This window comes from Lutibacter litoralis, assembly GCF_014646675.1.
GTDB lineage: Bacteria > Bacteroidota > Bacteroidia > Flavobacteriales > Flavobacteriaceae > Lutibacter > Lutibacter litoralis.
The window spans coordinates 329,516-354,980 of the sequence record NZ_BMNS01000001.1 but is presented as its reverse complement, the minus strand read 5'-3'; the positions used below and the strand labels follow the sequence as shown (position 1 = coordinate 354,980).

General features: G+C 30.1%; 25 protein-coding genes. 16 read left to right on the top strand and 9 right to left on the bottom strand.

Annotated features, from left to right (window positions below):
* Window positions 1–111: 111 nt before the first annotated feature.
* From IEW75_RS01520 to IEW75_RS01500, 5 genes are read right to left on the bottom strand one after another with little or no spacing between them, the layout of a single operon-like run.
* Window positions 112–537, bottom strand: coding sequence for a hypothetical protein (locus IEW75_RS01520; RefSeq protein ID WP_134248274.1), 426 nt, complete (start codon window positions 535–537; stop codon window positions 112–114).
* Window positions 530–709, bottom strand: a complete 180-nt coding sequence (locus IEW75_RS01515; protein WP_134248273.1) for a hypothetical protein — start codon at window positions 707–709, stop codon at window positions 530–532. The genes IEW75_RS01520 and IEW75_RS01515 overlap by 8 nt, the downstream gene beginning before the upstream one ends.
* Window positions 702–1,472 (bottom strand): RHS repeat-associated core domain-containing protein, encoded by a 771-nt coding sequence (locus tag IEW75_RS01510; RefSeq protein ID WP_229714368.1) that lies wholly within the window; start codon window positions 1,470–1,472, stop codon window positions 702–704. The genes IEW75_RS01515 and IEW75_RS01510 overlap by 8 nt, the downstream gene beginning before the upstream one ends.
* Window positions 1,469–1,798, bottom strand: coding sequence for a YbjQ family protein (locus tag IEW75_RS01505; protein ID WP_134248271.1), 330 nt, complete (start codon window positions 1,796–1,798; stop codon window positions 1,469–1,471). The genes IEW75_RS01510 and IEW75_RS01505 overlap by 4 nt, the downstream gene beginning before the upstream one ends.
* Window positions 1,798–2,727 carry an SPFH domain-containing protein gene (locus IEW75_RS01500; protein ID WP_134248270.1) on the bottom strand — a complete coding sequence of 310 codons (930 nt, stop codon included), beginning with the start codon at window positions 2,725–2,727 and terminating at the stop codon, window positions 1,798–1,800. Before IEW75_RS01500 ends, IEW75_RS01505 begins: the two co-directional genes overlap by 1 nt.
* A 329-nt stretch (window positions 2,728–3,056) precedes the next feature.
* Between IEW75_RS01500 and IEW75_RS01495 the strand changes: the two genes are divergently transcribed.
* The 3 genes from IEW75_RS01495 to IEW75_RS01485 all read left to right on the top strand — a co-directional run bounded on the left by IEW75_RS01495 (window position 3,057) and on the right by IEW75_RS01485 (window position 6,425).
* A complete protein-coding gene (locus IEW75_RS01495) occupies window positions 3,057–3,533 on the top strand; it encodes a (2Fe-2S)-binding protein (RefSeq protein WP_134248269.1) in 477 nt (158 codons plus the stop codon).
* Window positions 3,534–3,535: 2 nt separating this feature from the next.
* Entirely contained in the window at window positions 3,536–5,671 is a 2,136-nt protein-coding gene (locus tag IEW75_RS01490; protein ID WP_134248268.1) for a xanthine dehydrogenase family protein molybdopterin-binding subunit, read from the top strand.
* 208 nt (window positions 5,672–5,879) lie between these two features.
* Complete coding sequence (locus tag IEW75_RS01485; protein ID WP_134248267.1) at window positions 5,880–6,425, top strand: acyl-CoA thioesterase; 546 nt, start codon at window positions 5,880–5,882, stop codon at window positions 6,423–6,425.
* A gap of 108 nt (window positions 6,426–6,533) precedes the next feature.
* On the opposite strand, the gene gltX is transcribed toward IEW75_RS01485, so the two are convergent.
* A complete protein-coding gene (gltX, locus tag IEW75_RS01480) occupies window positions 6,534–8,066 on the bottom strand; it encodes a glutamate--tRNA ligase (RefSeq protein ID WP_134248266.1) in 1,533 nt (510 codons plus the stop codon).
* Between the two features lie 492 nt (window positions 8,067–8,558).
* On the opposite strand from gltX, the gene IEW75_RS01475 reads away from it, so the two are divergent.
* The 9 genes from IEW75_RS01475 (at window position 8,559) to IEW75_RS01435 (ending at window position 18,486) form a co-directional block, all read left to right on the top strand.
* The gene (locus IEW75_RS01475; protein WP_134248265.1) at window positions 8,559–8,978 is read left to right on the top strand and encodes a hypothetical protein; all 420 of its coding nucleotides are present in this window, start codon (window positions 8,559–8,561) and stop codon (window positions 8,976–8,978) included.
* Between the two features lie 89 nt (window positions 8,979–9,067).
* Window positions 9,068–9,616 carry a hypothetical protein gene (locus IEW75_RS01470; protein WP_134248264.1) on the top strand — a complete coding sequence of 183 codons (549 nt, stop codon included), beginning with the start codon at window positions 9,068–9,070 and terminating at the stop codon, window positions 9,614–9,616.
* A 6-nt stretch (window positions 9,617–9,622) separates the two neighbouring features.
* On the top strand, window positions 9,623–10,399 hold the full coding sequence (locus tag IEW75_RS01465) for a sensor histidine kinase (RefSeq protein WP_134248263.1): 777 nt from the start codon (window positions 9,623–9,625) through the stop codon (window positions 10,397–10,399).
* A gap of 8 nt (window positions 10,400–10,407) precedes the next feature.
* Window positions 10,408–11,052 (top strand): response regulator transcription factor, encoded by a 645-nt coding sequence (locus IEW75_RS01460; RefSeq protein ID WP_134248262.1) that lies wholly within the window; start codon window positions 10,408–10,410, stop codon window positions 11,050–11,052.
* Window positions 11,053–11,173: 121 nt separating this feature from the next.
* A complete protein-coding gene (locus IEW75_RS01455) occupies window positions 11,174–14,518 on the top strand; it encodes a DUF4175 family protein (protein ID WP_134248261.1) in 3,345 nt (1,114 codons plus the stop codon).
* Complete coding sequence (gene ybeY / locus IEW75_RS01450) at window positions 14,505–14,918, top strand: rRNA maturation RNase YbeY (protein ID WP_134248260.1); 414 nt, start codon at window positions 14,505–14,507, stop codon at window positions 14,916–14,918. The genes IEW75_RS01455 and ybeY overlap by 14 nt, the downstream gene beginning before the upstream one ends.
* A 33-nt stretch (window positions 14,919–14,951) precedes the next feature.
* Window positions 14,952–16,823: a tRNA uridine-5-carboxymethylaminomethyl(34) synthesis enzyme MnmG gene (mnmG, locus tag IEW75_RS01445; RefSeq protein ID WP_134248259.1), complete on the top strand. Its 1,872-nt coding sequence runs from the start codon at window positions 14,952–14,954 to the stop codon at window positions 16,821–16,823.
* 51 nt (window positions 16,824–16,874) lie between these two features.
* Window positions 16,875–17,735: a class I SAM-dependent methyltransferase gene (locus tag IEW75_RS01440; protein WP_134248258.1), complete on the top strand. Its 861-nt coding sequence runs from the start codon at window positions 16,875–16,877 to the stop codon at window positions 17,733–17,735.
* Window positions 17,736–17,976: 241 nt separating this feature from the next.
* Window positions 17,977–18,486 carry an OmpH/Skp family outer membrane protein gene (locus IEW75_RS01435; RefSeq protein WP_134248257.1) on the top strand — a complete coding sequence of 170 codons (510 nt, stop codon included), beginning with the start codon at window positions 17,977–17,979 and terminating at the stop codon, window positions 18,484–18,486.
* Window positions 18,487–18,571: 85 nt separating this feature from the next.
* Here IEW75_RS01435 and IEW75_RS01430 read toward each other — a convergent pair whose 3' ends face one another.
* From IEW75_RS01430 to IEW75_RS01420, 3 genes are read right to left on the bottom strand one after another with little or no spacing between them, the layout of a single operon-like run.
* Window positions 18,572–19,096 (bottom strand): DUF8685 domain-containing protein, encoded by a 525-nt coding sequence (locus tag IEW75_RS01430; RefSeq protein ID WP_134248256.1) that lies wholly within the window; start codon window positions 19,094–19,096, stop codon window positions 18,572–18,574.
* A 10-nt stretch (window positions 19,097–19,106) separates the two neighbouring features.
* Window positions 19,107–19,502, bottom strand: coding sequence for a DoxX family protein (locus tag IEW75_RS01425; protein ID WP_134248255.1), 396 nt, complete (start codon window positions 19,500–19,502; stop codon window positions 19,107–19,109).
* 2 nt (window positions 19,503–19,504) lie between these two features.
* Entirely contained in the window at window positions 19,505–20,647 is a 1,143-nt protein-coding gene (locus IEW75_RS01420) for a DNA polymerase III subunit (protein WP_134248254.1), read from the bottom strand.
* Between the two features lie 135 nt (window positions 20,648–20,782).
* On the opposite strand from IEW75_RS01420, the gene IEW75_RS01415 reads away from it, so the two are divergent.
* The 4 genes from IEW75_RS01415 (at window position 20,783) to nrfA (ending at window position 25,442) form a co-directional block, all read left to right on the top strand.
* A complete protein-coding gene (locus tag IEW75_RS01415) occupies window positions 20,783–21,970 on the top strand; it encodes a phosphoglycerate kinase (protein ID WP_134248253.1) in 1,188 nt (395 codons plus the stop codon).
* Window positions 21,971–22,152: 182 nt separating this feature from the next.
* Entirely contained in the window at window positions 22,153–23,190 is a 1,038-nt protein-coding gene (locus IEW75_RS01410) for an aldo/keto reductase (RefSeq protein ID WP_134248252.1), read from the top strand.
* 151 nt (window positions 23,191–23,341) lie between these two features.
* On the top strand, window positions 23,342–23,959 hold the full coding sequence (gene nrfH, locus IEW75_RS01405; RefSeq protein WP_134248251.1) for a cytochrome c nitrite reductase small subunit: 618 nt from the start codon (window positions 23,342–23,344) through the stop codon (window positions 23,957–23,959).
* Complete coding sequence (gene nrfA / locus IEW75_RS01400) at window positions 23,952–25,442, top strand: ammonia-forming cytochrome c nitrite reductase (protein ID WP_134248250.1); 1,491 nt, start codon at window positions 23,952–23,954, stop codon at window positions 25,440–25,442. Before nrfH ends, nrfA begins: the two co-directional genes overlap by 8 nt.
* Window positions 25,443–25,465 lie beyond the last annotated feature (23 nt).

Below are 25,465 nucleotides of genomic sequence, written 5' to 3'. Positions count from 1 at the left end.
TAGAAGTATTTTAAATGAAATTTTGTAAAAGAAAATGAGCACACAATATAGCGTGCTCATATATTTTTGAAATTTATTATAAATCCAATCTATTATTCTCTTTTGTGACTTCTAATCCAAATTGTTCAAATAAATTAAGGTATCCAAATATTTGCTTGGTATCTTATCACTTTTCTTATTTAATATACCTTTAAAGCTATATTCAATACTTGAATTTATTGGAGTAATGAATATTCTAAATTTATTTTGTTCAATTCTCTCAAAAGTATTACGAAAAACAACAGTATCAATATCCACTGGATTAATTTTAGTTCCAATTAAATTACATATCGAATCTGAAATCCATTCCAGTCTAGCAATAAATACTGGTTCGTTGTTATATAATTCAACTTGATAATTCTTTAATCTAAATATCCTACCTAGATATTTTTCATTTTCATACAATTCAAATTCACCTTCTTTAATTCCACTTTGATTTGAGACACATCCAATGAAAGCAAAAATGATAGCAAAAAGGCAAAATATTTTTTTATACATCTCTAAATATTAAATACATTCCATAAACAAATAATATTATTGCAATTAACCAAGATTTAATTAAAACAGCTTGTGTCGAGTAATTTTCACTTTTTTTTCTAAATACATTATAAAGGACAAAAAGAATTGCAATGCCTACAAATATAATTCCAATAAAAATATTATTATTCATAATCTTTATCTTTAGTTTCCTGAACTAATTTATCCGCTACTTTTTTACTTGTATAATTCCACGAAAATCCAGTGAGCTGAAATATAGTTTCTTGAATTAATTCATTATTTTTTGACAAATCTGATACTTTTTTAGTAGCCGACAATGCTTCATCTGCTAAACCACCAGTTAGTACTCCAACGGCAGCAGTAGCACCCTCTGCATAATTTGCAGTATCATCACCTTTAAGATTATTAGCTGCCATTTTAAAGGCGGTTCCAATGCCTGATACTAATTTCCCTAATCCTACCAATGTCACTGATGTTCCAGCAGACGGAATAAGAGCCGCTGTCCCAGTTATTTCCATCGCTGTACCTAGATTTTGTAATCCACTTGCACCAAGGTCAATAGAACCGATACCAGCTTCAGTCGCACCTTTCATAATTTGATTCTTAGCACCGTTAATTTCTACATTTCTTTCTTCTTGAGCGATACTTGATTTTAAATTATCAGTAGAATTAATTTGTTTACTTCTATTTATGTTCATTGACTCACTAATTTGCCGTGTAGTACCAGATTGTATATTATTCATACCACGCCCAACTAACTTTAATTCAAGTCCTTCTAATTCAATACCTAATCCAAGTTTATTTTCCTGAAAAGCATAGGTAGAATTATATGTATACTCATCTGCTAAAGGGTCTATTGTCACAAACCTTGCAATAGCGGGGTCATAATGTCTATACTTGAACTCTAGCATATTATATCCTAGTTCATCGGTCAATTCTTGCCCTTGATACGTTTTATATTTTTGAGCAATGTTTGTAGATGTGATAACGTTATTATACCCTTTATGTTTGAGTCCAAATCAATCCCAATTATAGCCGTTGCACCCAATTTAAAAGCTTGTTCTTCCATTTCTTTTAAAGCAGTTTCTTTAGCTTCTCTCAACACCCTTTCATAAGAGCCAGATCTTCCACCAACAATATCTCTAATTCCTGCAAAAAAGTCTTTAAAAATATTTGCACCAATAATGGTTTCACCAGATACAATACCTAAATACTCTTTTACTGGATGTGTTTCAATAGTATTTGTAGTAGATAATATCATTATTTTTTATTATTTTTAGTGTCTTTTACTTCTTCGTGAGAAGATTCATTTATTTTATTCGCTGCTACTAAGCTAGAAACCATATCATTTAACATAGAACTTGCAGCATTTGGATTATTTGGTAATAAAATTAAATTCGATTTTGTATCAGATCCAATACTTTGTAGCGTATCATAATGTTGTGTAATTACAATTAGGGCAGAAGCTTCTTGGCTATTAATACCAGCTCTGTTTAAAACATCAACACTCTCTTCTAATCCACGCGCAATTTCTCTACGTTGATCAGCGATACCTTTACCTTGTAAACGTTTACTTTCAGCTTCAGCTTTTGCACGTTCAACAATTAAAATACGTTGTGCATCACCTTCATGTTGTGCTGCAATTTTTTCTCTATCAGCAGCATTAATACGGTTCATTGCTATTTTTACCTTTTCATCAGGATCAATATCGGTTACTAAAGCTTTAATTATATCGTAACCATATTCTAACATGGCTTGTTTTAGATCGCGTTGAATTGCTAAAGCAATTTCTTCTTTCTTTTCAAAAACATCATCTAATATCATTTTTGGAACTTCAGCACGCACAACATCAAAAATAAAGGATGTAATTTGTTCATGTGGATTTTGAAGTTTATAAAACGCATCATAAACATGATCTGGTCTAATTAAAAATTGAACAGAAATTTTTAAATGTACAAAAACATCATCTTTTGTTTTTGTTTCAACAATTACATCTAATTGTTGCACGCGTAAATTAACACGACCAGCAACTTTATCTACAATTGGTATTTTAAGTTGTAAACCTGCACCTCGAATACTTTGGTATTTTCCAAAGCGTTCAATTACAGCATTTGTTTGTTGTTTAACAGTAAATAAACCAGTTACTACAATTACAACCAGAATAAAAATAAAAATATATGTTCCAACCATTTCTGAAAAATTTTAAAGATTAATAAGCGTTTTAAAGATACAATGTTTTAAAATTTAATTCAAAACTTATTGTATCTATTTGTAGTGAAAAAAATAAAAATGTTACATGGAAAATAAAAGAAATAAAAAATGTGGTTTTAAATTATTTATAATCACTCAAAATTAGAAGTTGGTATTGTACAAAGTTTTAATAATAACTAACTTTAAAAGTTAGTTGTAAGAACTTATAAAATGAACAATAAAACGATGAGTACTTAAAATTTGTTCTCACTTGATAAAGCTTATTTAAATGTTTTATATGACTAATAAAGAACACTAAATATATACAGATGAAACAATCAATTAATTTTAAATTGAATTCAAAAAATGTAACGGTAGAGGTTCAAGGAGATGAGTCTTTATTAACAGTTATTCGCACTTATTTAGATGAAACAGGAACTAAATATGGCTGTGGATTAGGAGATTGCGGAGCTTGTACTGTTTTGGTAAACAATGAAGTAACACGTTCTTGCATGACATTTATTGAAGATGTAGCAAATAAAGAAATAATTACAATTGAAGGTATTGGAACTAGTACTAATTTACACCCAATTCAAGAAGCTTTTGTAAAAACGGATGCACTTCAATGTGGTTTTTGTACGCCTGGAATGATAATGAATGCATATGGACTTTTATTAAAAAATCCGAATCCAACTCGAGAAGAAATAATTACAGCCATGGACACTAATTTATGCAGATGTGGTTCGTATGGTAGAATTATAGAAGCAATTGAAAAAGCCTCAAAACAACTCTCTAAAACATTTTAATTATGAAACCAGATAAAATTGATGAACTCTATTTTAGCGATGTAAATGAACCTATTTCTTTAGACAGAAGAGACTTTCTTAAAAAATTAGGGGGTGGTATTATTGTAGTTTTTTGTTTAGGAAAAATGTCATTATTAGATGGTTGGGGCCAAAATAAATCAGACGATACGCCAAATTTTAATGCTTATATACATATAAAAGAAGACGGACGCATAAATTGTTATACAGGTAAAATTGAAATGGGACAGGGAATTATAACTTCCTTAGCACAAGTGGTAGCAGATGAACTTGGTGTTCCTATTAATTTGGTGGATATGGTAATGGGAGACACCGAATTATGTCCTTATGATGCGGGAACTTGGGGTTCTTTAACCACACGTTTTGCAGATCCTGTTTTAAGAGCTGCTGCAGCTGAAGCACGAGAAATATTAATTGATTTAGCAGCTACAAAATTTGGAGTTTCAGAAGCTAGTTTAAAACTTGATAATGGCATTATTTGTGAGACTGAAAATCCTTCAAATAAAGTAACCTATGCCGAATTAACCGAAGGAAAAAGGATTGTAAAAAATCTTGAAAAGAAACCAACCATTAAAAAAGCTTCTGAATTTAAACTTATTGGAAAACCTATTATAAGTACTGATGCTATTGCAAAAGTAACAGGAACTGCTATGTATTCAGGTGATATTAAATTACCAGGAATGGTGTATGCAACAGTTGTGCGTCCTAAAGTTGTGGGTTCAAAAAAAGTACAGGTTGATGCTTCTCAATTAGAAAGTTTTTTTGGTGTTGAATTGATAAATGAAGGTGATTTGGTTGCGGTTGTACACTCAGATCCTGAAGTAGCTACAAAAGCTGCTAGAAAAGTAAAAGTTACTTGGAATGCTCCAGAACAAAAAATGGACAACGAAACTATTTTTAAATATTTAGAAGATAACATTTCAGATAATAATATATTTCAAGAAGGAGGTTTGCTTGAGGTAGGAAAAGCAGCTTCAGAATATGTTATAAAAGCGCAATACCAAGATGGTTATAAAGCTCACGCTCCTATGGAAACGCATACAGCGACTTGTTATTTTGAAGATGATAAATTAACTATTTGGACTTCAACCCAAACTCCTTTTGGAACCCAAGATCAATTAGCAAAAGCCTTGGAAATTCCTAAAGAGAATGTACACGTTAAGCAAATATTTTTAGGGGGTGGTTTTGGTGGAAAAATTTACAATCAACAAGCTATTGAAGCGGCTTTAATTGCTAAAAGTTGTAAAAAACCAGTGCAATTGGTTTGGAGTAGAAGAGAGGAATTTATGTACGATAAATTTAGACCAGCTGCAGTTATGAATGTAACTTCAGGTGTTGATGAAAATGGAAAATTGAATTTATGGGAATTCGACATTTATTGTGCAGGAACACGTGGAACAAAATTGTTTTACGATGTAGAAAATAACAGAACCAGAATGTTTAATGAACGTGATATTCATCCATTTGGAACGGGAGCATGGCGTGCACCTGGAAATAATTCAACCACATTTGCACGTGAATCTCATATAGATGTTACTGCTTTTAAAGCTGGAATTGATCCGTTAGAATTCAGAATAAAGAATTTGAAAAGCAATAATATGATCGCTGCTCTAAAATTAGGAGCTGAAAAGTTTGGTTGGAATAGAACAAAAAAAGAAGGCCACGGTTTTGGAATCGCGCTTGGTGAAGATGCAGGAACTAGTGTTGTAATGATAGCTGAAGTGCATGTTGATAAAAACACAGGAGTTGTGACTCCAATTAAAGTGGTTTGTTCACAAGATATGGGTCAAGTTGTGAATCCACATGGTGCAACTGTTCAAACTGAAGGAGGAATCACAATGGGCTTAGGTTATGCTTTGTATGAAGATGTTAAGTTTAACGGAGGTCTTGTAAAATCTAGAAATTTCAGTAATTATACCATTACCAAATTTTCTAATACTCCAGAAATTGAATGTGTATTTATTGATAAAATGGATTCAAAGCCTCAAGGTGGTGGAGAACCTGCAATTATTTGTGTGGGAGGAGCTATTGCAAACGCTGTATTTGACGCTTGTGGAGCAAGAGTAAATAGAATGCCAATTACACCAGAACGCGTATTAAAAGCTTTAAATAAAGAATAAAATTATTTTGACTACTATTTGAATTGTCAACAATATTTTCTTGTCATTCCGACAAAGGAGTAATCTCATCTTGTTAACAGTATTGTTATGAGATTGCTTACTACCGTTCGAAATGATAAATATGTTTTTTATGTCCAAATAACAAGAATAAGTATTTTGTAAAATAGATCCTATTGATTTTAATTATAAGCGTGTTATATTTGCTTCTATGAATAAAATTTATAAAAATTCTGAAGAATCAGAAGTAATTTTAACCGAATTAATGTTGCCATCACATTCCAATTTTAGTGGGAAAATTCATGGTGGATTTATTTTGTCGTTGATGGATAAAGCGGCTTTTGCTTCTGCATCAAAATTTTCTGGACAATATTGTGTTACAGCCTCTGTGAACCGAGTAGATTTTTTAAATCCTATTGAAGTTGGTGAATTGGTAACCTTGCACGCAAGAGTAAATTACGTTGGAAGATCTTCAATGGTTGTTGGTATTAGAGTTGAATCTCAAAATATTAGAACAGGAATTAAAAAGCATTGTAATTCTTCTTATTTCTCTATGGTTGCAAAAGATGGTAATGGAAAAGGAGTTCAAGTTCCTGGATTAATAATTTCGAATGAAAAAGAATTACGTCGTTATTTACGTTCAATTAAACATATTAAAATGCGAAATGAACGTAAAATTGAATTTAGTGCAGAGAATTTTCAACCTAAAAATTATAAAGATGCTTTAAAGGATTATAACGTTAAATTAGAAATATAAAAAAGGAGCTAATGAGCTCCTTTTTTTATTATGTCATACCTGCAAAAGCAGTTATCTTAAGGATGTAATTATGGATTCCTGTTTTCACAGGAATGACAATAGTGAAACCTATAAAGTTTCAATCGCTTTTTTAATTCTATCAACAGTTTGTTGTTTTCCAATCATTTCAGCAATATCAAATAGGTGAGGACCTTTCATTGCGCCAACCAAACTCAATCTAAAAGGTTGCATTACTTTTCCAAAACCAATTTCTTTATTTGTAATCCATTCTTTTACAATATTCTCAATATTCTGTGAACTAAAGTCGTTAATAGCTTCTAAAACAGTAATAAGTTCTTGCATTAAAGGAGCTGTATCTTCTTTCCAAGTTTTTTTTGAAGCTTTAGCATCAAACTCAGTTGGAGCTTCAAAAAAGAAGCTACTCAATTCCCAAAAATCTGAAACAAATATTGCGCGTTCTTTGATGGTACAAACTACTTTTTTAACAAATGATAATTCCGATGAAATACCTTTTTTAGTAAGAATTTCAAGAAATAATTCCGCTAAATCTGAATCCGATTTTTGCTGCATATATTGTTGGTTAAACCATTTTGTTTTATCAGGATCAAAACGAGCTCCAGATTTATTTACACGACTTAGATCGAATGATTTTACCAATTCTTCTAAACTAAATAACTCTTGTTCAGTCCCTGGATTCCAACCTAACAACGCTAAAAAATTAATAACTGTTTCGGCAAAATAACCATCTTCTTTGTATCCACGTGAAACATCACCAGTTTCATTGTTTTTATATTCAAGTGGAAAAACTGGAAAGCCTAATTTATCACCATCACGCTTACTTAATTTTCCTTTTCCTACAGGTTTTAAAATAAGTGGTAGGTGTGCAAATTCTGGAGCATTCCAACCAAATGCTTCATATAAAGCAATGTGTAATGGGAGAGAAGGCAACCATTCTTCACCACGAATAACATGGCTTATTTCCATTAAATGATCATCTACAATATTTGCTAAGTGATAGGTTGGCATTCCATCGCTTTTAAACAATATTTTATCGTCTAATATTTCTTTTTTGAAAGAAACGTGTCCTCGAATAATATCATCAGCCTCAATCAGTTCAGAATCATTATTTTTTGGATCGTACATTTTAAAACGAACCACATAATTATCTCCTCTTTCAATTCGCTCTTGAACTTCTTCATTTGATAATACTAATGAATTAACCAAACGTCCTTTTTCTCTATTATGCCAATTGTAAATAAAAGTTTTGCCTTTCTCTTCATGGTCTTTTCTATGAAAATCTAATTGTTCAGAAGTATCAAATGCATAGTATGCTTTTCCCTTGGCTATTAATTCTTCAGCATACTTTTTGTAGATTTCTTTACGTTCTGATTGACGATATGGTCCAAATTTTTCATTTTTACCTGGTCCTTCATCATAAGGAATATGCATCCAATTCAGTGCCTCTATAATATATTTTTCGGCATTTGCTACATAACGTGTTTGGTCGGTATCTTCAATTCTTAAAATAAAAGTTCCGTTGTGCTTTTTAGCAAATAAATAGTTAAAAAGGGCGGTTCTAACTCCTCCAATATGTAAAGGTCCTGTTGGACTAGGTGCAAATCGTACTCTAACGTTGTTCATTTTTTGTAGTTTTAAAGTGCAAAGATAATTTATACATATAAATTCAGGCATTTATATTACAAAAAAAAGGTTGCTAGAAAGCAACCTTTAAAATCAGCCCAATAATTGATTTTAGAAACCCTTTGAATTATTCAAAGAATAAGTTAGTGATGTGGGACGAGCAAATATGATTAGTTTTTTATTTAATTTCTAATATGTTTTTCAAAAATAGGTTGAACACTAGAATTACTGGTGACTTTAGTTAATAGTATAAAGTTTAAAACAAAAAGGAGAATAAAAAAACCAATTTTAATATATTTTTCTGTATGTTTTTCTTTGTAATTCATTAAACGTAAATTATTATACTTCAAAAGTACCATACAATTCTCATATTTTGCTGGGGAAATACCTCCTTTTTTAATAGGGGAAATATCCCCTTTTTCATTAAAAATTCTAAATTAACTAAATTAATTAATTAACTTTAACATTTTTAGTTTAAAATTGAATTATTCTATGAGTTTAAAATTACCTATAGGTCTTATTTCGCCTGAAAAAGCAAAGGAATTAAATCAGCAATTTGTTAAAACACGGTCTGAAGATTTAAATGGTATTGTTGAAAAATTAGATAAAAAACCTAAAAAAAAGGATGCATTATCTAATTGGTTTTCGCTTGAAGAAATTAAAAATTATATTGCTTATGTAGAAAGTAAAGCTCCTGAAGCAAATGGGTTAAGAGTTTATTTTGGAGCTTACGGAAAGAAAGCTACTGAAAAAAGTAATACAAGTACGGTGTTTTTTATTCCAACAAGAGTAAAATCACGATCGTCTCAAAAAGATTGCTTTGAAGGTGGAGGTATTACTGATATTAATGATTTAGACGGATTGAATAACGGTACTTTAGGTGATCCTCCTTCAGCAGAATATCCTCAATAACATTGAAATATTTCTTTTTAATATACCCGATATTTTATATAATAGTGCTTAGTGCAGGTTTTATAAATTATTCTAAAATTAGAGATAGTTTGTATATAAAATTATTTTTAATTTTTATCGCATATTCTTTACTAACTGAAATTTCAGCATTTATAATTGGAGTTTTGTTAAGGATAAATACTTTTCCAATATATAATACTTGGAATTTAATGAATCATTTTTTCTATTTATTCTTTTTCTTACATCTATTACAAAATTCCTTAAAAAGGAAAATTTTAAAATTTATTATTGGTATTTATGCTGTTTTTACCGCTGTAGTAATTTCCTTTTATGTTGATTTTTTAAGTAAATTTTTATCTATAAATTCTGTTATAGGAAGTATTTTAATTGTAATTTCAATAATGATATATTTTTCTGAATTATTACAAAGTGATGAAATTTTAAACTTAAAAAAATCTATCTATTTTTGGATAAGCTTGGGTGTTTTATTATTTAATATAGGTTTTATCCCTGTATACATAATTGCAGAATTTATTGTTTTTGGAGGTGTTTTTAAAATAATTACATTTTTCTTAAATTTATTAATGATAAGTTGTTTTGTTACAGGTTTTATAGTCAGCAAAAAAGAGTATAATTGATATATAATGGATCAAAAGGAAATTCAAATATTAGTTTTAGCTGTAACTATTATTATTATTGTATTAGCAGCTTCCTTGGTGGTTTTCTTATTATATTTTCAGAAGAAAAAAGTTGCTTACATTCTAAAACAGCGCGAAACTCAAAAGCAATTTGAAGAAGAAATTAATAAATCTAAATTAGAAATTCAGGAACAAGCTTTAAAAAATATTAGTTGGGAAATACATGATAATATTGGACAATTACTTTCTGTCGCAAAAATGCAATTAAATATTTTGCAAATGAATGTACCAGAAGCTGAAAAAATTAAAATTCAGGAAACTAGTGCAATTGTTGGTAAAAGTTTAGAAGAATTGCGTGGTTTGGCAAAATCTTTAAACCCTGAAACCATTAAAAATAAGGGGTTAATAGAATCTTTAGAATTAGAAATGGCACGGTTTAACCGTTTAAATGTAATTGACGCTTCTTTAACGATAAAAGGAGAAACATATAATTTAAGCAACGAAAAGGAGATTATTTTATTTAGAATTTTACAGGAGTTTTGCAACAATACTTTAAAATACTCTAAGGCCGAAAATCTTAATATTCAATTAAATTATAATGAAAATAATTTTGAAATTAATGCTGAAGATAACGGAATAGGTTTTAACATAAACGACACTTCTAAACAGCACGGTATAGGTATACTAAATATTAGGAGCCGTGGAATACTAATAGGAGCGAAAATAGATTTAAATTCTAAAGAAAATGTAGGAACAAAATTATATATTAGTTGCCCCAAATAGAATGTCTCATGAACCCAATTAACATAGTTATAGTAGATGATCATTTACTATTTTCACAAGCACTTAATGGATTAGTTTCAAATTTTGAAGAGTTTAATGTTTTGGCTGTTTTAAACAATGGAAAAGAACTTGTGGATTATATTTCAAAAGAAAAAATACTACCCGAAATTGTTTTAATGGATATTCAAATGCCAATTATGAATGGTGTTGAAGCTACCAATTGGTTAAAAGGTAATAAACCAGAAATTAAGGTGTTGGCATTGTCTATGGAATGCGAAGAATCTACTATTTTAGCAATGCTTCGTGCTGGAGCAAAAGGATATTTATTAAAAGATATTCATCCAAATATATTACACCACGCACTTAATCAAGTAAATTTAAACGGATTTTATTATACGGATAATATTACAAATACATTACTAAATTCTATTCATAAACCAGAAAAGAAAAAGAATATAACACTAAAAGAACGTGAATTGGAATTTTTAATATTAACGGTTTCAGAAAAAACATACAAAGAAATTGCTGAAGTAATGTGTTTAAGTCCAAAAACTATAGAAAATTACAGAGAATCCTTATTTGAAAAATTAGAAGTTAAATCACGTATTGGACTTGTAATTTACGCAATTAAAGAAAAAATTGTCATACTTTAAGTAAACTTTTTTCTAAAACTTACCTTTTATAAAGGTTTAATAAATACAAACATTTCTTAGAACAAAGGTTTTAACGTAATTTTCGTTATTTTTAGCCGTTTTAATAGTTTAAAATAGGGAATTGAGTAATTTTAAAAACATACAAGAAAAACTTCAGGAGTTTATAAAAAAATATTATATAAACGAACTGATAAAAGGAATTTTATTATTCTTTTCGTTAGGTTTGTTGTATTTTATTTTCACCTTACTTGTCGAACATTTCTTATGGTTAAAACCAATTTTAAGAACACTGTTATTCTGGCTATTTATACTAGTAGAGGTCGCTTTAGTTTTTAACTATATTGCTATTCCAATATTCAAAATTTATGGAATTAAGAAAGGAATATCAGATGTAGAAGCTTCAAAAATTATTGGTAAACATTTTCCTGAAATAAAAGATAAGTTACTGAATATGATGCAATTAAGGAGTATCCAGCTGCATTCTGAACTGATCCAAGCAAGTATTCAACAAAAATCTAACGAGTTTAAATTAATTCCATTTAAAAAAGCTGTTGATTTTTCAAGCAACAAAAAATATATTAAATATGCATTGCTTCCAATTCTAATTTTGGGATTGGTTTATGTTACCGGAAATATTACAATTTTTAACAATAGTTTTTCCAGGGTAGTACATTATAAAACAGCATATCAACCTCCGGCACCATTTGACTTTAAAGTAATAAATCAATCTTTAAATGTTGTTGAAACAACTGATTTTACCTTACAAGTTGAAACTATAGGAAGTACAATTCCAGAAGATGCCACCATTTATTTTAACAATCAAAGCTACTATTTGGAGAATATTGGGTTAGGTAAATTTCAATATAATTTTTTCAATGTTAAAAAGACTATAAATTTTTATATTGAGGCCAATGGCGTAATTTCTAAAGAATATTCGCTTATTGTGATTGCAACTCCTATAATTACAAGTTTAAAGATGGTTCTTAATTATCCCAGTTATACTGGTAGAAGTAATGAAGTTATTGAAAATACTGGCAATGTAATTGTTCCACAAGGAACTACTATTTCATGGCTTTTAGAAACACATCAAACTGATACGGTTTCTTTTATTTACGATAAAAATTTAAAAACAAATTTTAAGCAAACTACTAAAGATTTTTTTAGCTTCACAAAACAATTAAATAATTCTACAAATTATAAAATAGCAACTTCAAATAAGCAGTTAAAAAATCATGAAGTATTAAATTTTGAAATTGGAGTTATTTCAGATGAATTTCCTAAAATTGTTGTTAAATCTGATATTGACTCTATTTCCAGAGGTCCAGTGCAGTTTGTTGGTCAATTAAGCGACGATTACGCTGTAAATAAACTACAGTTAGTATATTATGATAAATCAAATCCAACATTGCTTAAAACACACAGTATTGAGGTTGCAAAATCTTCATTCACAGATTTTTACTATGTATTTCCAGAAGGAATTACTATTGAAAAGGGGTTAGATTACGAAATGTATTTTGAAGTTTTTGATAACGATAGAGTACAAGGAAGTAAAAAAACTAAAAGTAAAATATTCAGTTATTATAATAAAACTGAAAAGGAATTAAAAGAAGATTTATTAAAAGAACAAGCTGAAAATATTAATGAAATTTCAAGAACCTTAAAAAAATCAAAGGAGTCTAATGCCGAAGTAGAAAAATTAAAAAATCAACTACAAAAGAAAGCCGAAGTTAATTGGAATGATTCAAAAAAGTTAGAGGAGTTTATAAAACGTCAAGAACAGTACCAGGAAATGTTCAAAAAGCAAACCGAGCAATTGGAACAAAATTTAAATGAACAGCCAGAGGATGCATCTTTAAATGAAAAAAAAGAGGAACTTAAAAAACGCATTGAAGAAACTAAAAAATTGGCTGAGCAAGAAGAAATGCTTAAAGAACTTGAAGTGCTTTCTAAAAAAATTAAAAAGGATGATCTGATAGATAAGTTAGAAGAAATATCAAAAAAGAACAAACGAAACGAACAAAGTTTAGAGCGTATTTTAGAACTTACTAAACGTTTTTACGTTGAACAAAAATTTAATCAAATTGCTGAAAAATTAGAAATTCTTGCAGAAAAAGAAGAGGACTTATCTAAGAAACGGGATGAAGAAAATACATTCGAAAAGCAGAAAGAAATCAACAAAGAATTCGATGAAGTTAAGAAAGATTTTGAGCAACTAAATAAAGATAATAATGATTTAAAAAGACCGATGAAACTTCCAGATTCTTCTGATGAAAAAAAGGAAATTGATCTAAATTTAAAAGATGCTCTTGAAGAATTAAGTAATGTGGAAAAAAGTCCAGTTATAAATAATTCTAAATCTAAAGCTCAAAAAAGTCAGAAAGCTGCTGCAAAAAAAATGAAGGAATTGAGTAAATCAATGGAGCAAACTATGGAAGCTTCAGAAAGTGAATCTATTGATGAAAATATTGAAGATTTACGTAAAATTGTTGAAAATTTAATTGAGTTTTCTTTTCAACAAGAAGATTTGCTAAATAATTTTTCAAATATTGATGCTACGCATCCAGAATATTCAAAAAACTTAAAAGAGCAGTATGTGTTAAAGGAGTATTTTGAACATATTGATGATAGTATTTATATGCTTTCATTGCGTTTGGTAAAAATGAGTACTGCTATTCAAAAAGAGGTAAGTGATGCGCAATATAATATTGACGAGTCGCTTTTAAATTTTTCTGACAATAGGTTTATGGAAGGTGTATCTAACCAACAGTTTGTTATTACTTCGGTAAATAATTTAGCAAATCAACTGAGTAATTTATTAGAAAGTTTAATGAATGCTTCTGCAAGTATGGGAAGCGTAAAAGGAAGTTCTCAAGACTTTAGTTTACCTGATATTATTAAAAAACAAGGAGAGCTTTCTGATAAAATGAAAGAGGGAATAAAAAAGGGTGAAAAGTCTGGAAATAATAATGAAGGTGATAAGAATGGAGATAAGTTCGGAAAAGGGGAGGGAAAAGATGGAGACGAAACTAGTGAACAAATGAACCAAGAACTTTTTGAAATCTATAAAGAACAAGCCAAACTAAAAGAAATGCTAAAAGAAATGTTTGGAGTTGATGGCAAAAAATCGTCTGAGGGTTCTGACGATGCGATTAACAAAATGGAAGCGCTAGAAAAGGAACTTTTAGAAAAAGGATTTACTAATAGTTTATTTGATAAAATGCAGGAATTATCATACGAATTATTAAAACTTGAGAAGGCAAAGAAGGAACAGGGCGAAGATGAAAAAAGAACATCTGACACGAATATACAATTATTTCAAGAACGTAATATTGATAAATTAAAACTCAAAAATCAGTATTTTAATTATAATGAAATATTAAATAGACAATCATTACCTTTGCGCAAAATTTATAAATTTAAAGTTCAGGAGTATTTTAAAACAGTTGAAAAAAATGATTCAATTTAATTATGAAACAGCGTTTAAATTAGAGAACGAAGCTGCAGTGCAAAGCTGGATTATAGCTTGTATTAAAAGTTATGGTTTTATTGAAGGAGAAATTAGTTACATTTTATGTGATGATGAATATCTTCATAAATTGAACGTTGAATTTTTAAAACACGATACATTTACTGATGTTATTAGTTTTGATTACACTTTAGGGAAGCTTATTAGTGCTGATATTTTTATTTCAGTAGAAAGAGTGCAGGAAAATGCACAAAATTTTAATCAAAACATTGATAATGAATTAAATAGAGTATTAATTCACGGTATTTTACACTGTTTGGGCTTTAAAGATAAATCTGAAGAGGAGAAGCAAAAAATGCGATTTGAAGAAGATAAATGTTTGAGTTTATTAAATTCATAAATAACGTTCCACGTGGAACAAAATTCAAAACTTATGTTTAATACGGAATATGATGTTATAGTAGTGGGAGGTGGTCACGCTGGAGGAGAAGCTGCTGCTGCTGCTGCAAATATGGGTGCGCATACTTTATTAATTACGATGAGTTTGCAGAATATCGCGCAAATGAGTTGTAACCCGGCAATGGGTGGAATTGCTAAAGGACAAATTGTTCGTGAGATAGATGCTTTGGGTGGTTATAGTGGTATTGTAACTGATGAAACTGCAATTCAGTTTAAAATGTTGAATAAATCTAAAGGTCCTGCAATGTGGAGTCCAAGAGCCCAAAGCGATCGGATGCGTTTTGCTGAAACTTGGAGAAATATGTTAGAGCAAACTGAAAAAGTTGATTTTTTTCAGGATATGGTAAAAGGCTTGATTATTGAAGAAGGTAAAATTGTTGGTGTTAAAACTGCTTTAGGAATTTCAATAAAGTCTAAAACTGTAATTATAACAGCAGGAACATTTTTAAATGGTTTAATACATATTGGTGATAAAACTTTTGGTGGTGGTAGAGCAGGTGAAAGTGCTTCAATTGGTATAACGGAAGATTTAGTTAAAGTAGGTTTTGAAGCTGGTAGAATGAAAACTGGTACACCTCCTCGGGTTGATGGAAGGTCTTTAGATTATTCTAAAATGATTGAGCAGCCTGGTGATGAAAGTCCAGAGAAATTTTCTTACTTATCTTCAACAAAACCGTTACAAAAACAACGTTCTTGTTATATGAGTTATACTTCAAAAGAAGTGCATGATTTATTAAGAACTGGCTTTGATCGTTCGCCAATGTTTAATGGAAGAATACAAAGTATAGGTCCAAGATATTGTCCTTCAATTGAAGATAAAATTGACAGATTCGCAACGAAAGAACGTCATCAATTATTTGTTGAGCCAGAAGGGTGGAATACAGTCGAAGTATATGTTAATGGTTTTTCAACTTCCTTACCAGAGGATATTCAAGATAAAGCCTTGCGTAAAGTTGCGGGTTTTGAGAATGTGAAATTTTTCAGATATGGATATGCAATTGAGTACGACTTTTTTCCTCCAACACAATTGAAACATACTTTAGAAACAAAGTTAATTAAGAATCTTTATTTTGCAGGTCAAATTAATGGAACGACAGGTTATGAAGAAGCTGCGGCTCAAGGTTTAATGGCTGGTATAAATGCAGCGTTAAATGTACAGGATAGAGCGCCTTTTATATTAAAAAGGAATGAAGCTTATATTGGAGTTTTAATTGACGATTTAATTACAAAAGGTACTGAAGAGCCTTATAGAATGTTTACTTCTAGAGCCGAATATAGAACTTTATTGAGGCAGGATAATGCGGATTTACGTTTAACCCCGTTATCTTTTGATTTAGGTTTAGCTTCAAAAGAACGTTTAACTAGAGTAATTGAAAAACAAAAAAAGACAGATTTATTTGTGAAATTTTTAATTGAAACAAGTATTAAACCTGAAGTAATAAATCCTATTTTAGAAGCTAATAAAACTGCGCCAATTACTCAATCTATGAAGATGTTTAAAATTGCCGCGAGACCACAATTGGATTTTCATGACCTTCAACAAATACCAGATGTTGCAGTATTTATATTAGAAAATAATATTGATAATGAAATTATTGAACAGACGGAAGTTCATGTGAAATATGCTGGTTATATTGAAAAAGAAAAGAACCAAGCAGATAAATTAAATAGGCTAGAGAACGTTTCAATTCCTTCTAATTTCGATTATTCTAAGGTTAAATCTTTATCAATTGAAGCATGTCAGAAATTGACCAAAATTAAACCTGTTACCATTTCTCAAGCGACTAGAATAAGTGGTGTTTCTCCTAGTGATGTTTCTGTTTTATTAGTTTATATGGGAAGATAATTTTTTAATGTTCCACGTGGAACGTGTTACTTGATTACTGAAAGATTTAGAATGAATTCAAAAAAAAGACCTTATTTAAGTTGTATAGATTATACCGTTTCAAACAAGAAATTTGATTTATTATATAATGTTGAATACGATATGTTAGAAACTTTTCCACAACCAGAAGGGGATGAATTAGACATGTATTATGAAAGTTTAGATTATATTTCACATACAGATGCTAAAAAATCTATTGTAGATAAATTGTATCAAATTGTAAAAAGGTATGCTCTAAATAAAAAATTAGAGCTTATTAATTCTTTTAAAACTTCAGAAAAAACTTTATTAGATATTGGATGTGGTACAGGAGATTTTTTAGCAATTTGTAAAAATAATGGTTGGAAAGTTGAAGGAGTAGAGCCAAATAAGAATGCAAGAAAATTAGCTGAATCAAAAGTAAACAAGAATGATGTTGCTGCAATCTTTACTAATATAAATGAATTAGAATCTGAAAAATTTGACGTTATAACATTATGGCATGTATTAGAACATGTGCCGAACTTAGAAACATATATTTCAAAATTAAAATCCTTATTAAAGCCAAAAGGAGTTTTGGTTGTTGCTGTTCCAAATTTTAAAAGTTATGACGCTTTGTATTACAAACAGTTTTGGGCAGCGTTTGATGTTCCAAGACATTTATGGCATTTTTCAAAAACTGCCATTCAAAAGCTTTTTAAAAATGAACATATGCATGTTGAAATAATGCTTCCAATGAAATTTGATTCGTTTTATGTTTCGTTATTAAGTGAGAAATACAAAACATCTAATTCTAATTTTTTAAAAGCCTTTTATGTTGGTTTAAAGTCAAATTTAAAAGCAATGGCCTCCAAAGAGTATTCTTCCTTAATTTACATCATAAAAAACGGCTAAAACCGATTTTAAGCGCCTCTAACGGCTTTTCGATTGACTAAACTATTATTGTTTTAAAAAATCTTAAAAAGCCTGTATTTTAAAGCTACGAATCTTATTTTTAATAAAATTTAATTATACTACATAGTAGTAGTATAAATATTTCAAATAGTTAGAATTTTTATTATAGACTATGTATTTTGTTTATATATTCGCAGCAATTTAAAATCAAGCAGAATTTAAAACAACAAACTTAAAAGACATGAAAAAATTACTATTAGTTGCTTTCGTACTTGTATTCGCATCTTGTAACCAAACAAAAATTGCTTACATTAATGTTGAGGATTTAATGAAAGATTATGACGGAACAAAAGCTTTAGAAGAGACCTTAAAGGAAAAACAAGAGGTAATGGCAAAAGAATTGGATAGTATTTCTGCACCATTTCAAACAAAAGTACAAGAATATTACCAGAATGCTCAAAAGATGTCTGCTTCTAAAAGAGCACAAACTGAGCAAGCATTACAACAGGAACAACAAATTCTACAAGGAAGACAGCAACAAGCAACTCAAGCTTTACAGCAAGAAAATCAGCTATTAAGCGAAGCGATTACAAAAAAGGTAGATAGTTTTGTGTCAGTTTACTCTAAAGCTAATGGTTTAAATTTGGTTTTAGGAACCTCAGGAAATGGAACAGTAATGTATGGAGATGACAATTTAAATGTTACAAGTGCTATTTTAGAATTATTAAATGAAGATTTTGCTAAAGAATAACATTTAAAATATTGATAATCAAATAAATAAAAGCCTTTAATGTACATTAAAGGCTTTTGTTTTTAGTAGTATTAATACTGGCCTTTTACTTACTTTTAGCTCCTGAAAACTGCTGTTCTTTTATTTTAAACAACACATTAAACGTGGTTAAACTTCCATAAATACGAGTAATATATTGTTGTAAATCTACCTTGTCTTGATCTTCTAAACTGCTCGAATTTATTTTTTGTTCCATAACTCTAATTCGATCTCTAACCATAACAATTTTATGAAAAAAGGTATCAATTGGAATTTCTTTACTTGCTAGAGTAGTGTCTTTTGGTTCAAGTATTATTTTTCCGCCTTTCCAACGATCTCCAATCGGAATAATTTCAGAAATATCAGACCATTGTTTAAGCATATTTTTAAGGGTAGTTTCTACTTCGTAAAAACTAATAGTATCAACTTCATCTTCAACAGCTTCAATAACTTCAAAATCACTATCTAAATCAATCGTTTCTAATCCGTTTTCAATAAAAGTAACCCAATAATGTTTTGAGGTTACATTGGTAACTACACCCAAACCAAATTCGGCGTGTTTAATACGAGAACCTATTCCTAATAATTTCATAATCAATATTTTAAGTTAATAAATAAATTCCAATAATGTTTAAAATAAAGTATACTGCAATGTTCATTGCTCCAGGATAATCTTTAGCCAATCGTTGTCCTACCAAAAATTGTAATAAGGTAAGAGCAGAAATTTCCAATCCTATTTTAGCGATAGAAAGTGAGTTTTCTGAAACTAGAAAATAGAGACCTAAACTTAATAAAATTAATGCAGCAATTTCAAAAATTAAAACCTGAACCAATAATAGTGGAATCATTTTAAGAAGTATGGTATTTTTAAAATGATCTGTATAATAAGCTAAGGTGTTTTTCCAATCTGCTATTTTTTCAATTACAGATAAAAAATAAGTTATTATAAAAAATAATAACAGTAAAGTTTCAGCTGAATTATTATTAAAAATAGACATAATTAAGTGGTTTCTTTAGTATGCAAAAGTCGTGTTAATTTTATTGATAAATCTAACAGAATTATTTTAGGATTTCCATTACGTTCAATATGATAAATGGCATCATTTAATTCTTTTGTTATTTCTAAAATATTACCACTATGTATAAACGGTGCAAAATTATCTAACTTAAAACCTGGAGTTTTTGGTTCTATAAAAACTAAAGAATCTGCACTATAATTTAACAACATAGCCTGTCTAAAAAACTGTAAACAGTATTTTAAAAATCGCTTTTGAGTTTCCCTTCCGCTTTTTGCAATAGTTTCGCTCCAACTAATTAAATTCTGTATTACGGCAGCGTTTCCTTTTGCTTTAAATGCAACTCTAATCCATGTAATAAACCATTGTTCAAATTGTTCATCCGCATTATCATTGTGCAATAAGTGTAGAGCTTTATTAAAATTTCCATCTGCTTGATGTGCAATTTGTGCTGCAATAGGTGGGTCGGTTCCCTCTTTTTCTATAAGTCCTTTTTCAATAACTTCGTTAGATAATAATGGAAAATGTAGTATTTGACAACGAGATTTTATAGTTGTAATTAGTTGTTGTTCATCTTCAGCTACCAATAAAAATACTGTTTTCTCTGGCGGTTCTTCTAATAATTTTAATAATTTGTTAGATGCAGCATTGTTCATTTTTTCTGCCATCCATATAATCATTATTTTAAAACCTCCTTCGTAACTTTTTAGTTTTAATGATTTTACAATTTGTTCTGCTTCGTCAACACCTATTTGACCTTGTTTATTTTCAACGCCAATAGATTGCAACCATTCAAATAAATTTCCATAAGGTTTGTTTTTAACAAAATCGCGCCATTCTTCTAAAAAATCATTACTTATCGGTTTGCTTTTAATGTTTTCATTAGTTGCAACTGGAAATGCAAAATGTAAATCAGGATGCATTAATTTTTCACATTTAACAGCGGCCATTTCTGGATTACTGCTATTAGAAACTAAAATGTATTGTGCATAGGCAATTGCCATTGGTAATACACCAGCACCTTCTTTTCCAATAAACAACTGCGCATGAGAAACCCTACAATTGTCTGTAGATTTTATCAAATGGTTTTTTAAATGCTCTTGACCTAATATTTCCGAAAAATTCATTAAGGCGAAAGTAAAACTTTTTTTTAATTTTTAAATCGTTTCGTTTTTAAATAACTAAAAATGAAATCGCTTTCGTAAAAAAGTCTTCCATTTAGGCTAATTTGAGTTATATTTGTGCAACAAATACATTTAAAAATGAAAACAATACAAGATATTAATTTTGAAGGAAAAAAAGCGTTAATACGTGTTGACTTTAACGTGCCATTAGATGAAAATTTTAATGTGACTGATGTAACAAGAATTGAAGCTGCAAAACCAACAATTATAAAAATTTTAGAAGATGGTGGGGCAGTAGTTCTAATGTCGCATTTAGGTCGTCCAAAAGGTGCTCAAGAAAAATTTTCTTTGAAGCATATTATGGATAAAGTTTCTGAAATTATTGGAGTTAACGTTAAATTTGCTTCAAATTGTGTTGGTGAAGTTGCTGAAAAAGCTGCTGAAGATCTAAATATGGGAGAAGTTTTGTTGCTAGAAAACTTACGTTTTCACGATGAAGAAAAATCTGGAGATGTTAATTTTGCAAAACAACTTTCTAAATTAGGAGATGTATATGTAAACGATGCTTTTGGAACCGCACACAGAGCGCATGCTTCAACAACAATAATTGCTCAATTTTTTCCAGAAAGTAAATGTTTTGGAGCTTTATTAGCGCAAGAAATTGTAAGTCTTAAAAAAATACTAGAAGAGGGTGAAAAACCTGTTTTAGCTATTTTAGGAGGAGCAAAAGTATCTTCAAAAATAACAGTTATTGAAAATATTTTAGACAAAGTTGACCATTTAATTATTGGTGGAGGTATGAGTTTTACTTTTATTAAAGCGCAAGGTGGAAAAATTGGAAAGTCTATTTGTGAAGATGACAAACAAGAATTGGCACTTGAAATTTTAGCAAAAGCAAAAGCAAAAGGTGTACAAGTTCATATTCCTGTTGATGTAATTGCTGCTGACGATTTTAGCAACGATGCAAACACACAAATTTGTGATATTAACAATATTCCTGATGGTTGGGAAGGTGTAGATGCTGGGCCAAAATCTAGAGAAATATTCGATAAAGTTGTAAACCAATCTAAAACAATTCTTTGGAACGGACCTTTAGGTGTTTTTGAAATGGAAAGTTTTGCTGGAGGAACAATTGCTTTAGGAAATTCAATTGCAAATGCTACTAAAAATGGAACATTCTCACTTGTTGGAGGTGGAGATTCTGTTGCAGCTGTAAAGCAATTTGGTTTTGCAGATAAAGTAAGTTATGTTTCTACTGGTGGGGGAGCAATGTTAGAAAGTTTAGAAGGAAAAACGTTACCAGGTATTGAAGCAATATTGAAGTAATTAAAGGTTTAAAAGTTAATAAGGTAATATATCCTTAAACTAAAAAATATAAGCCGTCTCAAAACCTGAGGCGGTTTTTTTATTGCATTGTTTTTTTTACATTTACATCTTATTAATTGAAAATTATGAAGGTATTTTTACCATTCAACCTTTAAACTTTTTCACTTTTCAACTATTATAAAATGAAATACACTAATTTACCAAACACAAATATAAAAGTTAGTAAAATTTGTTTAGGAACTATGACTTTCGGTCAGCAAAACACCGAAAAGGAAGCTCATGAACAATTAAATTATGCTGTGGAACAAGGTGTAAATTTTATTGATACTGCTGAGATGTATTCTGTTCCAGCAAAAGAGGAAACACAAGGAAGTACAGAGCGTTATATTGGAACTTGGTTAAAAAATGAAAAAAGAGAAAATTTGATTGTTGCATCAAAAGTTGCTGGCCCAAACGAATCTTTTAAATATATAAGAGAAGATTTGGGTTTTTCTAAACAAGCAATTGAAGATGCTTTGACTAAAAGTCTAAACAGATTGCAAACCGATTATATAGATCTGTATCAATTACATTGGCCTGAGCGAAAAACAAACTTTTTTGGAACAAGAAATTACAAACACAATGTAGATGAAAAGTGGGAAGATAACTTTAAAGAAGTTATTGAAACATTAGACGGTTTTGTTAAAGCAGGAAAAATTCGCCATTATGGTGTTTCAAATGAAACTTCTTGGGGAGTTATGCGCCATTTATCGGAAAGTAACAACAATAATTTAACACGTTGTAAAACCATACAAAATGCATATTCGCTGTTAAATCGTTTGTTCGAAATTAATTTAGCAGAAGTTGCTATGCGAGAAAATGTTGGTTTATTAGCATATTCTCCTTTAGCATTTGGTGTATTATCAGGTAAATATTTAAACGGAAACTTACCAGAAAAATCTCGTATTAAATTATTTAAGCAATACAATAGATATAGTAATGTACAATGCGATTTTTTAACTTCAAAGTATGCTGAATTAGCCGAAAATCTAAATATTTCTTTAACCCAATTAGCATTGGCATTTGTGAATCAACGTGAATTTGTTACCGCCAATATTATTGGAGCCACTACAATGGAACAATTAAAAGAAAATATTTCAAGTATTCACGTGGAACTTTCTACTGAAATTTTAAATAAAATAGATGAAATTCAAGAATTACAACCCAATCCTGGGCCATAATTAGTCTTGTTATATAGTGGTTATTAAGTGCACTAATTTTTAAGAATATGACTTAAATCATAGTTTAACGTTAATTTTTTCCTAAAATTTGCATTATTAATAAGAGATAAGATTATCTTAAACTCTTTTTATAAAATTTAATAGAAACTATATGAAAAGACTATTTCGATTTTTAATTCCACCAAAACAATGGCGAATACCCGTAATTATTTTATTGGGTGCTATCTCTGGTCTTTCATTGTACGCAATGGTTGAGTCTAAAGCTGTATCGTATTTATCAGATGACCCTAAAACTTGTGCAAACTGCCACGTAATGACACCACAGTATACAACTTGGCAAAATAGTTCTCACAGAGAATGGGCTTCTTGTAACGATTGTCATGTTCCACAAGACAATTTTTTCAAAAAATACCTTTTTAAAGCTAAAGATGGTTTATACCATGCTTCAGTTTTTACTACTCGTGGAGAACCTGAAGTAATTAGAATGAAAGAAGCAGGTGTTGAAGTTGTGCAAAACAACTGTATTAGATGCCATCAAGATCAAGTTACCGATGCCAGATTAAGCGCATCTGTTACCGACCATTTTGATAACAGAACAACACGTAAATGTTGGGAATGTCATCAAGAAGTGCCCCACGGAAGTGTGCATAGTTTATCATCTGTAAAATACTATGGGAAAATTCCAGAAGAACATCAAGAAACAGTGCCAGAATGGCTAAGTAAATATTTAAACAAATCAGATAATCAAAAAGATAAAAAAGATGAGTAATAAAAGAAAACCTTGGATGAACTGGATGCTGTTTATTGCATCGCTTGTAGTAGTGTTTTTGTTGGGGCTTTTAGTTTCTTCAATAACAGAACGTAAAATGGAGGCTAAATTTGCATATACTCCAATGACACAAATTAACAAATTAGAACCAAGAAATGAAGTTTGGGGAGAAAATTTTCCGCGAGAATTTCAATCATATTATAAAACTGCCGATACTACTTTTAGATCAAAATATAATGGAAGTGCCATGATTGATATGTTAGAAGTTGATCCGCGTTTAGTGGTGCTTTGGGCTGGTTATGGTTTTGCTAAAGATTACAATCAAGGGCGTGGACACGTTCATGCAATTGACGATCTAAGAAATACTTTAAGAACTGGAGGGCCAACAGGACCAGATGACGGACCAATGCCAGCAACTTGTTGGACTTGTAAATCTCCAGATGTTCCGCGTTTAATTAATGAAACTGGTGTAAACGAATATTACAGTGGAAAATGGTCAAGTAAAGGTACAGAAATAGTAAACCCAATTGGTTGCGCTAACTGTCATGATGAAAAATCTATGAATTTAACCATTACACAACCTGCTTTAATTGAAGCATTTGCACGTCAAGGAAAAGACATTTCTAAATCATCTCATAACGAAATGCGCTCTTTAGTTTGTGCACAATGTCATTCGGAATATTACTTTAATAAAAATCTTCCAGATAGTAAAGGAATACCTTATTTAGTATTCCCATGGGATGAAGGTCAAACTGTTGAAGATATGGAAAAATATTACGACAATGTTGGTCATGTAGATTGGACTCATAAAATTAGTAAAGCGCCTATGTTAAAAGCACAACATCCAGGTTATGAAGTTTTTAAAATGGGTATTCACGGGCAAAGAGGTGTTTCTTGTTCAGATTGTCATATGCCTTATAAAACTGAAGGTGGTCAAAAATTTACAGATCACCATATTCAATCTCCTTTAAACAATGTTGCTAATTCTTGTCAAGTTTGTCATAGAGAAGAAAAAGACGAGCTAATTAAAAATGTTTTTGATAACCAAGATAGAATTATTCATAACAGAGATAAACTCGAAGAATTATTAGTTCGTGCGCATGTTGAAGCAGGTAAATGCTGGGAATTAGGAGCTACAGAAGCCCAAATGAAAGAAATTTTACACGGAATTCGTTTAGGACAATGGCGTTGGGATTATGCGGCTGCATCTCACGGAGGATCTTTTCACGCACCAGTTGAAACAGGTAGAGTTATTGGTAGAGGTATTGATATTACGCAAGAAACTAGAATTAAATTAGCAAGATTGTTGATGACTTTAGGTTTTAATGGCGAAGTACCATATCCAAACATTGATACAAAAGCAAATGCTCAGGAATTTATTGGCTTACCAATGGATAAATTAAATGCTGAAAAGGAAAAATTCTTAAAAGAATTAGCTCCTGAATGGGATAAAGAAGCTGCTGCAAGAGAAGCAAAATACTAATACATTTTATATATATATATTTG